This window comes from Nostoc sp. JL23, from assembly GCF_017115065.1.
In the GTDB taxonomy this organism is placed as follows: Bacteria; Cyanobacteriota; Cyanobacteriia; order Cyanobacteriales; family Nostocaceae; genus Nostoc; species Nostoc punctiforme_A.
Genome location: NZ_JABXKN010000135.1, coordinates 115,974 through 128,055, shown reverse-complemented (window position 1 = coordinate 128,055; position 12,082 = coordinate 115,974). Strand labels below are relative to the sequence as shown.

The 12,082-nt window shown below is 42.6% G+C and carries 11 protein-coding genes; 3 read left to right on the top strand and 8 right to left on the bottom strand.

Annotation, left to right across the window (positions count from 1 at the left end; genetic code table 11):
* Positions 1–50: 50 nt before the first annotated feature.
* Complete coding sequence (locus HWQ42_RS29210; protein ID WP_292818057.1) at positions 51–1,373, bottom strand: ABC transporter ATP-binding protein; 1,323 nt, start codon at positions 1,371–1,373, stop codon at positions 51–53.
* 182 nt (positions 1,374–1,555) lie between these two features.
* Here HWQ42_RS29210 and HWQ42_RS29205 point away from each other — a divergent pair, with 182 nt between their 5' ends.
* Both HWQ42_RS29205 and HWQ42_RS29200 read left to right on the top strand, forming a co-directional pair.
* The gene (locus HWQ42_RS29205; protein WP_292818055.1) at positions 1,556–2,812 is read left to right on the top strand and encodes an FAD-dependent oxidoreductase; all 1,257 of its coding nucleotides are present in this window, start codon (positions 1,556–1,558) and stop codon (positions 2,810–2,812) included.
* 296 nt (positions 2,813–3,108) lie between these two features.
* Complete coding sequence (locus HWQ42_RS29200) at positions 3,109–3,678, top strand: single-stranded DNA-binding protein (protein ID WP_292818053.1); 570 nt, start codon at positions 3,109–3,111, stop codon at positions 3,676–3,678.
* Between the two features lie 337 nt (positions 3,679–4,015).
* On the opposite strand, the gene HWQ42_RS29195 is transcribed toward HWQ42_RS29200, so the two are convergent.
* Complete coding sequence (locus tag HWQ42_RS29195) at positions 4,016–4,297, bottom strand: type II toxin-antitoxin system YafQ family toxin (protein WP_334813225.1); 282 nt, start codon at positions 4,295–4,297, stop codon at positions 4,016–4,018.
* Positions 4,278–4,508, bottom strand: a complete 231-nt coding sequence (locus HWQ42_RS29190; RefSeq protein WP_292818049.1) for a hypothetical protein — start codon at positions 4,506–4,508, stop codon at positions 4,278–4,280. Before HWQ42_RS29190 ends, HWQ42_RS29195 begins: the two co-directional genes overlap by 20 nt.
* Positions 4,509–5,229: 721 nt before the next feature.
* Here HWQ42_RS29190 and HWQ42_RS29185 point away from each other — a divergent pair.
* The gene (locus HWQ42_RS29185; RefSeq protein WP_292818047.1) at positions 5,230–7,116 is read left to right on the top strand and encodes an ABC transporter ATP-binding protein; all 1,887 of its coding nucleotides are present in this window, start codon (positions 5,230–5,232) and stop codon (positions 7,114–7,116) included.
* Between the two features lie 36 nt (positions 7,117–7,152).
* Here the strand turns inward: HWQ42_RS29185 and ureG are convergent, their stop codons facing one another.
* The 5 genes from ureG to HWQ42_RS29160 all read right to left on the bottom strand — a co-directional run bounded on the left by ureG (position 7,153) and on the right by HWQ42_RS29160 (position 12,064).
* Positions 7,153–7,749, bottom strand: coding sequence for an urease accessory protein UreG (gene ureG / locus HWQ42_RS29180; protein WP_292818045.1), 597 nt, complete (start codon positions 7,747–7,749; stop codon positions 7,153–7,155).
* Positions 7,750–7,815: 66 nt separating this feature from the next.
* A complete protein-coding gene (locus tag HWQ42_RS29175; protein ID WP_292818043.1) occupies positions 7,816–8,508 on the bottom strand; it encodes an urease accessory protein UreF in 693 nt (230 codons plus the stop codon).
* Complete coding sequence (gene ureE / locus HWQ42_RS29170; RefSeq protein WP_292741112.1) at positions 8,483–8,926, bottom strand: urease accessory protein UreE; 444 nt, start codon at positions 8,924–8,926, stop codon at positions 8,483–8,485. The genes HWQ42_RS29175 and ureE overlap by 26 nt, the downstream gene beginning before the upstream one ends.
* Positions 8,927–9,809: 883 nt before the next feature.
* Positions 9,810–10,109, bottom strand: coding sequence for a hypothetical protein (locus HWQ42_RS29165; protein ID WP_292818041.1), 300 nt, complete (start codon positions 10,107–10,109; stop codon positions 9,810–9,812).
* 215 nt (positions 10,110–10,324) lie between these two features.
* Positions 10,325–12,064, bottom strand: coding sequence for an ATP-binding protein (locus tag HWQ42_RS29160; RefSeq protein WP_292818039.1), 1,740 nt, complete (start codon positions 12,062–12,064; stop codon positions 10,325–10,327).
* Positions 12,065–12,082: the final 18 nt, after the last annotated feature.

The following is a 12,082-nucleotide window of genomic DNA, read 5'->3' as shown; positions in this document are numbered from 1 at the left end:
AAATTTAAAATCTAAAATTTGGTAAGTTTGTGTTTCTCTGTTGATTAATTTTATGGAAATATTGCTAATTCACTTTCCGGGTCAAAAAAGTGAATTTTCTCTGGAGTTAGCGATAACCAAAGTTGCTCACCAGGTTGTACAAATCGGTCTGGTGGGATTCGCACTTGTAGGGATTTAGCTGTAGTAGCAGGTTGAGATCCCGGTTCGGCAATCTTAACAGCAAGAAAAGAATCGTTGCCGAGATTTTCTACCACATCTACTTGCACTGGTAGATTTTTGGTGGCTGGCATACTCAAGTTCAAGTGTTCTGGACGAATGCCTAAAATTAGAGTTTTCCCATCATATTTTTGTAAAGCTTTTCCCCAAACTTCTGGCAGGGTGAAACGCAACTGGGAATGAGTAATCAACTGCGGGGCATGAAATTCTACAGGAATAAAATTCATCGGTGGTGAACCAATGAATTCTGCGACAAAAAGGTTGGCAGGACGGTTGTAAAGTTCTAAGGGAGAAGCAACTTGCTGAATTTTACCCTCAGACATAATCGCAATGCGATCGCCCATTGTCATCGCTTCTGTTTGGTCATGGGTAACGTAAATTGTCGTTGTCCCCAATTGACGCTGCAATTTGACAATTTGAGCGCGGGTTTCCGCCCGCAGTTTGGCATCTAAGTTAGAAAGCGGCTCATCCATTAAGAATACTTGGGGGTCACGCGCGATCGCTCGTCCCAATGCAACCCGTTGCCTTTGCCCCCCAGATAGCTGTTTGGGTAAGCGATTCAGCAATGTTTCGATTTGCAACAGTTGAGCAACACTACGCACCTGCTCATTCACTGCTCGTTCTTTGTCAGAAATGTAGCGCAATCCTTTAGGTAACTTTCTGGTCGCCCCCACAAAAAGATTTTCCGCCCACGCCTGAAGATATTGAGACGAGGAAGTATTTTCTCCTCTGCTCCTCTGCTCCTCTGCTCCCCTGCTTCCCCTACGCCGTAACCCAAAAGCGATGTTGTCATACACCGTCATGTGAGGATAAAGGGCGTAATTTTGAAACACCATTGCGATGTCGCGTTCCTTGGGCGGTAAGTCATTGATTAAGCGATCGCCTACCCAGATATTACCGCCAGTCATCACTTCTAAGCCGGCGATTAACCGCAGCAGAGTGCTTTTACCACAACCAGAAGGGCCCACCAGCACCATAAACTCGCCATCTGCGATCGTCAGGTTAATCCGCCGCAAAACGTTAACACTTCCCGCACGTTCTTGCGCTGCATCAGTTTTCTCCCCAGGCGTGAGGGGAGATGGGGTTTGTGAGGTAACACTTTCCTCTTTACGCGAGGAAAAACTTTTATAAACGTTTTCTAAAATAACTTGGGACACAACTAATTTGGAGATTGGGCATGGGGCATTGGGCATGGGGCATTGGACAAATGACTAATGACCAATGACAGTTTAGCGCTCATAATAATACACGTTCAGGGGAAATACGAAAAGTTAAAAAAACAGCTTTTACCATAAAAAGCAAACTATTCTAAATTTTAGGGCTATCAAGAGGTGTTGTGATGACTACCGATATACCTAAAAATCTTTCCCAAGACCCAAGTATTAATCCTGTCCATGACATTGTAGACGTACAAACCACAGATTGTTGCATTGTGGGTGGGGGGCCAGCAGGAACAGTATTGGCGCTGTTGTTAGCGCGTCAAGGCATTTCGGTGATGCTGCTGGAAGCACACAAAGACTTCGATCGCGACTTTCGCGGCGATACCATTCATCCATCGGTGATGGAAATTATGGAAGAATTGGGACTTAGCGATCGCTTGCTAAACCTCCCGCATACCAAAATGCGCCAAATTAGGTTTAAAACTCCTGAAGATACTGTCACATTCGCAGATTTTAGTCACCTAAAAACCCACTACCCCTACATTACAATGCTTCCCCAGGTGAAATTTCTGGAGTTCATCACCCAAGAAGCACAAAAATATCCTAATTTCCATCTGGTGATGGGTGCGAATGTACAGGAATTAATTGCCGAAAATGGCGTAATTCAAGGTGTCCGTTATCGGGGAGGCGGTGGCTGGCACGAAATCCGGGCAATACTGACAGTGGGTGCAGACGGTCGCCACTCACGTTTACGCCACCTGGGTGAGTTTGAGTCCATTGAAACCTCGCCGCCAATGGATGTCCTCTGGTTTCGCCTACCGCGTCAGCCAGAAGACCCGGAGGGGGGAATGGGGCGCTTTGGTCAAGGTAAAATCATTGCCATGCTTGACCGTGGTGATGAGTGGCAAGTTGCATATATCATCCCCAAAGGAGGCTATCAACAACTACGGGCTGCGGGTTTGGAGGAATTAAAAAAATCTGTTGTCGAAGTTGTGCCAGAATTTCTGCAACGCATCCAAAATTTACATGATTGGTCACAGATAGCTTTTCTCTCTGTCGAGTCCAGCCGTGTCAAACGCTGGTATCATCCGGGACTATTACTCATCGGTGATGCAGCTCATATAATGTCCCCCGTTGGTGGAGTTGGCATTAACTACGCGATTCAAGATGCTGTAGTCGCGGCGAATGTACTCAGCAAACCGCTCAAAAACGGACAAGTACAACTTAGTGACCTAGCAAAAGTACAACGTCAACGTGAGTTGCCCACACGCATCATTCAGGCGTTTCAAACTTTTATCCAAAAGCGGGTATTGGCCCCGGTTCTCTCCTCAAATCGCACCTTTGTACCACCTGCATTTTTGCGCTTACCCGTCTTGCGCGACCTTCCAGCCAGGTTGATCGCCTTGGGTGTTTTTCCAGTTCACGTTAAGACTTAATTCTTGGCAAGAATTTTTTCTATTTAATCAATAAGTGGTACAATTGTACTACTCTATGCAGAATTGAATGCTCAATTTAGTCAAGCGAGGGTGGCGAACGGTATACTCAATGCTGTTCAAAGCGATCGCTTGGCTTTTATGCTAGAAAGGACTAAAAACTCAGAGCGGATGTAGAAAATTTGTTCAAACATTATTAAAAAATGCAAACAATTAAACCTATATAGATATTAATTGGCACTACATAGAAAAACCCTCTCTTTTTCAATCGGTACTTTTTGCAGTCAGGAGTAATTTTAATGAACAGCTGCGTTTTGATGGCGGAAATTATTAACGAACCGCAACTCCGCTATACGGCAGATAATTTGGGAGTAACGGAAATGCTAGTGCAGTTTCCCAATTCCCAGAAACCAGAAGATCCGCCAGCGACGCTGAAAGTTGTCGGCTGGGGGAATTTAGCGACAGAAATTCAGCAAAACTACCACCAAGGCGATCGCGTCATCCTGGTAGGACGTTTAACTATGAATACTGTTGCAATGGAAGGTTTTAAAGAAAAACGTGCTGAATTTACGGTGCAACAAATTCAATCTATTGGAGGTAGTTTTAATACCGATCCATTGCCTTCAGCAACCGTAACTCCATCATTCACTGAAACTGCTCCACGACAACCATCAGCATCTCGTCCTGCACAGAAAGATGTTCCCAGCTACGAGTCACCGCGTCCAGCACCTACCCCAGCGACAAATCCTGTTGGTGTTACTCCCCAAACAACAACTTACGAACCCGTACCCCAACCTACAAATTATGAGCGAACCACTTATCCAGCAGTAAAAGAGCAAGAACCAGATCCAGATGATATTCCCTTCTAAAGTTGGTAGTTGAGCGTGTATTCAGTTTAATAACTAACATTACAGTTAGATAATTTCTGCAAATAGCCATCCTTGAGGATGTGCTATTTTTTTGTCTGCGTTGACGTTTTATATCATGTCCGGTAAATTACTTATGATATGTCATTGCGAGTGCAACGTAGTGGAACGAAGCAATCACAAGCTCTCTGCGATTGCTTCACTCCGTTCGCAATGACAAGCGTTCAACTGGACATGATATTACATCTTGTCGTGAGACATCGCTTAGTTTAGCTATCCAGCAGTTAGGGTTAGAGAATTTTAATCTCTCAATCCCAAGCTTCAGCCTCTATTTTACAATTTAATAAACTTCATCATGGCTGCCAATATTAATCAATAAAATAACCATTTCTAATAACTTCTCATCCTCGGATAAATTAAAGATAATTCTACAATCATAAACAACAGAACAAGACCACAAACCCGCTAATTTTCCTGTTAACTTATGAGACTTTAAAGACGGTGTAAATGGATCATCTGCCAAAAGCCTTAATACATTAACAATTTGATTCTTTAATTGCGGGTTTTTCTTTGTAATCTTCCTAAAAGAGCGCTTAAATCCACTACTCCAGACAACTTCCATCATCATCTCCGAGTAAATCAGCGATCAAATCATCAACGCTTCCCCTATGAGCTGTCCCATCCTTAAAAGCCTGTATCACCTCCTGAGCATTAGCCAAAATTTCAACCCGCCGATTCTCAATTCGTTGCTGGTGAAGAAACTCAAATAAATACTCTCTATCTTCTGTGGGCAAACTTTCAATAGAATTAATAATTTCTTGTAAAGTCATCATAGAACCTCCTAATCAAGTAAATCCTACCTTTACTAACTCTATTTTAATCTCTATTTCCATTGCCTCAGCTTCTTACATTTGGTCAATTTTGGCAAAACTTATGATATAGCACAGTGGCGGCAAATGTTTTTGGAGGGCAGAACAGCGATTAGCGTAGGCGTAGCCCGCCGCAGGCATCGCTGGATGATTTACTGTCCACTTTGACGGAATAGGGTTATTTGCTTCCAGAAGGAGGAAGTAAATTCCGATATCCCCAGTGTCCGCGTTTGCCCAAATCTTGAATAATCCTGCCGTACTTCTGGCATTTCATCAAAACCTCTCTACCATACCAACACAATCCAGACCTATACTGGCAATGATTACTGGAGATGTTTAATCAGAAAAACGAGGACAAGCACTGCAAAAGCATAACTCAACATTGCAGACTGGCGATCGCTCCTTAACCAATTTACGGGTTTCCTCTCCTGGCTGTTTTGTTAGTGGTGGCAATTTTCTGTAGTTAATGCTGTTACGTAAAGACTGGAACTCTGAAAAAAGAGGATACCATGAGCCGATCGCAATTTGCAGAAATCACAAGCAGTTCTACATCGCAAATGCGTGTATATTGTGGAAGTATGTGATAAAACTGCCAAAAAGTGTAAAAACCATATTTACTCACATATACATCAAAACTCTTGTTAAAATCCAGATAATTTTAAGTTAGAATTCCTACCCAACTCCTATGAGAGAAACTGTCCTAGAGGTTCGCAATCTCCAAGTTGAATTTCCCGGTGATGGCAACATTAACAGAGCTTTGGATGGTATTTCCTTTGCGCTGCATCGAGGTGAAACTCTAGGAATAGTAGGAGAATCGGGGAGTGGTAAATCAGTGACAGCCTTAGCTGTGATGGGTTTGTTGCAGACTCCCGGTATAGTGACTGGTGGTGAAATCTGGTTTCGTCCGCAGGAGAATGGCAACGCAACCGATTTGGTAAAATTGTCTCCTGAGCAAATGCAGTTACACCGGGGTGGCGACATCGCCATGATTTTTCAAGAACCGATGAGTTCGCTTAATCCGGTTTATAACATTGGGTTTCAGCTAACAGAAGCGATTGTGCGCCATCAAAATGTGTCAGCAGCCCAAGCACGACAAATTGCGATCGCAGGTCTACAAGAGGTTAAACTTCTACCTAGTGATGAAGATATACAGCAGCAGTATATCGAAACTTCGCATCAAACCAACGACAATACATCGAAACTAGAACCATCAAAGTTGGCACAGTTGGTTAAACAACACAAAGAAGCCATGCTGGAACGCTACCCTCATGAACTTTCTGGGGGTCAGTTGCAACGGGTGATGATTGCAATGGCAATTTCTTGCAACCCATTAATCTTAATTGCCGATGAACCAACCACAGCTTTAGATGTGACAGTGCAAGCGACGATTTTGGATTTGTTGCGAGAATTGCAGCAAAGCCGTGACATGGCAATGATTTTCATCACGCACGACTTGGGGCTAATTTCAGAAATTGCTGACCAAGTAGCGGTGATGTATAAAGGCAAAGTTGTTGAATCTGGTACTTCTCGGCAAATTTTCAGCAGTCCCCAGCATCCATATACTAAAGGTTTGATAGCTTGTCGCCCCACACTTGACCGCCGTCCCCAAAAATTACTCACTGTTTCTGACTACATGAGTGCAGAAGAGACACCAACGGGACAAGTAGTAATTCAAGCGAAAGAACCTGCACAACCTATAGAAGTGACTACAGAAGAGATTGCGGCAAGATTGGCAAATTTTAATGAATTGGAACCCCTGCTGCAAATCCACAACCTGAAAGTCGGTTTTCCAGTGCGCGGGGTGTTTGGTGGGACAAAACGCTACAATATGGCGGTCAATGGCGTTTCCTTTGATGTCAAGCCAGGAGAAACAGTAGGTTTGGTGGGAGAATCTGGTTGCGGTAAAACCACCCTTGGCAGAACCTTGCTGCGCTTAATTGAACCGATTAGTGGTCAGATTATCTTTGAGAAACAAGATATTACTAGCCTCAAAGGAGAACCGTTGCAAAAACTGCGGCGGGAAATGCAAATAGTCTTCCAAAATCCTTTTAGTTCCCTTGATCCCCGGATGAAGGTTGGGGATGCTGTAATGGAACCTTTGTTAATTCACTCCGTGGGGAAGACAAAGCAACAACGACGGCAGCGAGTAACCGAACTCTTAGAACGGGTGGGGTTGAGTGCAGATGCAATTAACCGCTATCCTCATCAGTTTTCTGGCGGTCAACGTCAACGGATTTGCATAGCCCGTTCTTTGGCATTGAATCCTAAGTTTATCATTTGCGATGAATCAGTTTCAGCGCTGGATGTTTCCGTACAGGCGCAAGTATTAAATCTTCTCAAAGAGTTACAGTCAGACTTTCAGCTTACTTATATTTTTATTTCTCACGATTTAAGTGTAGTGAAATTTATGAGCGATCGCATTTTAGTCATGAATCGCGGTCAAATTGTTGAAGAAGGCACAGCCGAAAGCATCTACCAACAACCCAAAGAGGAATACACACAAAAATTAATTGCTGCGATTCCTACTGGTAGTGCTGAACGGGTGCGAAGTCGGCATCTAAGGGCTTTATAGAAATAGAATTCAGGAGTCAGGAGTCAGAATTCTTTTTTAACAAATATTTTTGCAAACAAAGTTAATTACATCTGAAAGTCCTGACTGAGTTTTCAAATTAGTAAAAATAAAAGGTTTATCACCGCGCATTTTTTTAGCATCTCGTTCCATCACACTTAAATCTGCACCAACATAAGGTGCTAGGTCAGTTTTGTTAATCACCAACAAATCAGACTTGGTAATGCCTGGCCCGCCTTTGCGGGGAATTTTATCACCAGCCGCAACATCAATGACGTAAATTGTTAAATCCACCAATTCTGGACTAAAGGTAGCAGCTAAGTTATCGCCACCACTTTCCAAAAATACCAAATCCAAATCGAGAAAACGTTCTTCTAATTGTTCAATTGCCGCCAAATTCATCGAAGCATCTTCGCGGATGGCAGTGTGAGGACAACCGCCAGTTTCTACACCCAAAATGCGATCGCTAGCCAACGCCTGAGAACGCACTAAAAACTGAGCATCCTCCTGAGTATAGATATCATTCGTCACCACCGCAATCTGATACTGCTCACGCAATCCCTTACACAAAGCATCCACCAAAGCCGTCTTCCCCGAACCCACTGGCCCAGCAACCCCTACTCGAAATGCGTTCATTGTCATTTGTCATTTGTCCTTTGTCCTTTGTAATAATTACGAATTACGAATTACGAATTATTTTGACTAACTCCTAAACAACCTTGTATACTGCGTTTCATGCTGCATACTAGCTAGCGACAAACCCCAACTACAACAGGCAAGTTGATCGTCCTCCAATGCGAGAATTTCTAAAGCCGCAGCACTGAGTAATGGGTGCAAATCTAGCAATAACTGCTGTCCTGCCGTTTGTCCAAGAGGGATGAGTTTCACGCCAGCAGTAATCAAATTACTTGCCCAACTATGCAGATATCCGAGTAATGCGGCTTGGATGCTAATTTGCCAATGGGCAATAGCAATGCCAAAAGCGATCGCATAATTGCAAGGATTACCCACAGCATTGGCAATAGGTATAATCTGCGGTTCTAGTTTACCAAGTAATTGAATGAGCGATCGCCCCATCTGCCAACTAGAGGCGCGTAATTCTTCTGTTTCCCTAGCAGCCGATAACCACAGATTCCAACGGCATAGTGACTCTACATCAGCCATTTTTACAGCTTGCTGCGATCGTACCATCACTGCCGCCTCTAACCGAATTGCCCCATAGAGTAACTCTGCTTTTAACCAATCTTTGAGATGTGTGTGGTTAGCGATCGTACCATTTTCCACCAACATTTCTAAGCCTTCAGAATAACTATATGCTCCCACAGGTAAAGCGGGGCTAGCCAACTGTAAAATACTCAAAAGATGACTATCAGTGAGCATGATGCTGTTGTCCATAAGCTCCTAATTCTGGCTGAAACAATGAAATTTCCTCTTTAACTTCTAACCCAAGTTGTTCCAACATAGTGCGTAAAACCGAATCTGAAGACAAGCGTAAATAAGTCGGAGTAATTTCTACAGGTACATGGCGATTTCCCAAATGGTATGCCGCCCGTAATAATAAAAGTGGTGTTTGGGCAAAGGCAGTCAGCACTAGTTCTGGTTTGGCAGTAATTCTGATTAAACTGCTATGGCTTTCTTCTAGCAAAATATCGCCATCGTGTAAAACAGTTCCTCTGGGTAAATGTAAAAACACAATACCATCTTCCGTTTCAAAACGATGACGGCTGCGGGTACGTTCTTCTGCTGTCAGCGCCAGAGTAAAAGTAACTGCGGCATCGTAATTAGGTGGTTTAAATTGAGTAAATTTGAGCATACAGAGTTTTGCCTGAGCTTCCGCTTTTCATTATGCTTATAATTTAACTAATTACGAATTATTTTAATCCTATATATATAGCAGTCATAAATAATTTCTGAAAATTATATATCTCTTTCTTATTTCTTCCCTTTGCTCCCTTCTCTGACGAGACGCTCCGCGAACGCGTCCTTTGCTATTCGTTTTCAAATTTTATATTTTTCACGAATCAGATAGGACTGCTATAACAGTCTTTAGGGACTTCCAGAAATTAAATTATTCAACTGTGAATGCAAATAAAATGTTCAGATTCTTTCTCCCTCTGCTCCCTCTGCTGACACAGTGATGGAATATTTTTTTACTTGGAAGTCCCTTAATAAGACTTACGCACAGGTAACGGAAAATCGAACCACAGAGGCACAGAGAACACGGAGGAATAAGAGTTTGAGAGGTATTTTGCGTAAGTCCTATTTAATTACGAATTACGAATTACGTTAGCGCAGCGTAAAGCCTTTGGCATGGCTTCTCTACGAGACGCTACCGCGAACGCTTAGAGCGACGTAGGAGCGTCATTACGAATTATTTTAATCCCCATAGTTAGATGCAAATGTTGATTTCAAACATGATATTAGTCATAATTTGCATAAAAAGCGCCTAATTTTTTGAGCAGCGCCTTGAATAAGATTATTTGGGCATTAATTTGAAAAGATTTATGCAAACAAAAAAAGGAGAGTATTGCTACTCTCCTAACGTAATATGAGGGAAAATTTTCAGCTTAGGAATGTGAGTTAAATAAAATGCAAAACTTCATCTTGTATCTACCTTCCCTCTCCAATATATAGGAGAGGGATTGAAGGTGAGGTAAGCCAAAGACATAAATTGTCTGTTATTTAATTCTTATTCCTTAGTGATTAAAACGGACTTGACGTTCACGCAATTCACGAGCGCGTCGTTCACGGGCTTGACGTTCACGCAATTCACGAGCGCGTCGTTCACGAGCTTGACGTTCACGCAATGCACGAGCGCGTTGTTCACGGATTTGACGTTCGTGTTGGACTTTATTAGTATTAAAAGCTACAGTATTATTACGATTAAAATGCTCTTGCTCAGATTTAAATTCAGCAGCATTAGCATTTTGAGAAAGAGCAGCAATTGAAGTAGCTGCTAATAAGCCTCCAAGAAGAATAGATTTAAAGCGGTTCATATATCCTTTAATTTCCGTTGCATTGATTTGTATATTCTCAATATAATTGGAATAATCAGGCACAAGCATGTATCTAAAGTCACCTTTCAATAGTTACTTTAGTCACTAATACTAAGATTTACAGTAGAATTCATCAAAAGTCAGAATTCAGTTGGGTATTTTGTACGACACTTTGGCTATGCTCACTGCATCGCTGGCGGATAAATAACCGGAGGTCAGCTAATAGGCAATGTAAACCAAAAGGTTGCCCCTGCATTCAATGCGCTATTAATACCAATTTCGCCGCCGTGAGCATGGATGATTTGCTTACACAGATACAACCCCAATCCCAAACTTACAGAATTGCGGATACTTGCACCCCGAAAATAAAGGTCAAAAAGCCGATCGCTTTGTTGTTGACTAATGCCCACGCCGTTATCACTAACAGTACAATAAATCATCTCACCTTCACGGGTAGCGTTAATTGTTAAGAGCAAACCAGGGGGATTATGTTTCAGAGCATTCACGATTAAGTTAGAAAAAACTCGCCATAGTTGCGTGGGATCTGCATTCACTAATGGCAAATCTGCGGATACCAGATTTGTCAGCTTGGCTTGATTTTGCTCTAGCAATGGCTCTAAATCTACGATCGCAGCTTCGACAACTGCCAGTAATTGTACGGCTTGGTGTTGTAAAACTACACCTTGCACCTCGCTAATATGAGTTTCCATCAACGAATTAATTAAGTTTAGTTGGCGATCGCTACTTTGAATCATCCGCTCTAAAATTGAACGGGAAATCGCAATATTTTCCTCTGAACGGGCAAGCAAATTCTTCAGCACCATTAAAGTACCCAGTACTGGGTTGCGTAAGTCGTGGGAAACTGCATGGAAAAATACTCGTAGTTCTTCTTCAGTTTGCTTGCGTTGGGTAATGTCTTCAATCAAACCTTCGTAATAAAGCAATTTTCCCTGTTCGTCACGGACTGCGTAGGCTTTTTCTGAAATCCAGACAATACTCCCGTCTTGGCGATAAATTTGGGATTCGAACTCGGAAACGCTACCATACTTTTCCATCAGGCGCACAAATTCTGCCCGGCGGTTCGGGTCAACGTACAATTGTTCAATATCAGTGAAATTTGCTGTCACCTCGTCTACTAAGGAGTAGCCATAAATCCTGGCTAAAGCAGGATTTGCCGTAATGTAACGTCCATCAGGGCTGCTTTGAAAAATCCCTTCAACAGCGTTTTCAAAAATACTGCGATATTTGGCTTCGGCAACCTTAAGTTTTTGGTAGGCAGATTCCAGTTCTTGACGGGCGAAAAATTCAGAACGTTGCAGGCGATCGTACAGATAAACACCGATGTCACATATAGTACAAAACCAAAAAATGTATAAAATGAACGTTACATTATATATTTCTGGGTGTTCGGGGATTGGTGTTTTTAGCCCAAGAGCGGTATTTACACCAAAGTAGTAAATCAGCACACTCACTTGAGTCAGCAAGTGAAGAATCCAGCAGACGGGCATCAACACAGCTTGGCTCAAGAACAACAGCGACCAACCGATGGTATCAGGTAGTGCAAAACCTCTGATGGTTGCAAACAACTGCGACGCTAAACTAATTGACCAAGAAGACCCCAAAAATAATAAATCTGGACGATGACGACCTAATTTAGTTTTATGTAAGGCAAGGCAAATAATTATACTTGCAAGCATTGCAACATTAATGACCAGGCGTTGAGTTCTAAGTTCTTCTGGCAGCTGCTGCAACTCTGCAAAAGGAAAAAACAGTCCGTAAATGTCTCGCAAAGTAAAAGACAACAGACAGATCAGCGCTAGCCATAACCATAAACGCAATCTCTGCCACAAAAAACGGTTACGCCAAGCTCTGTAAAGAGTAGTGACTTCATCTGTTATTGGTGCAGAAAAGGTTTTTCTACACCAGCTTTGCACTGTTGTAAATGGAGTAGCCATTAGCATCCGAGCAACTTT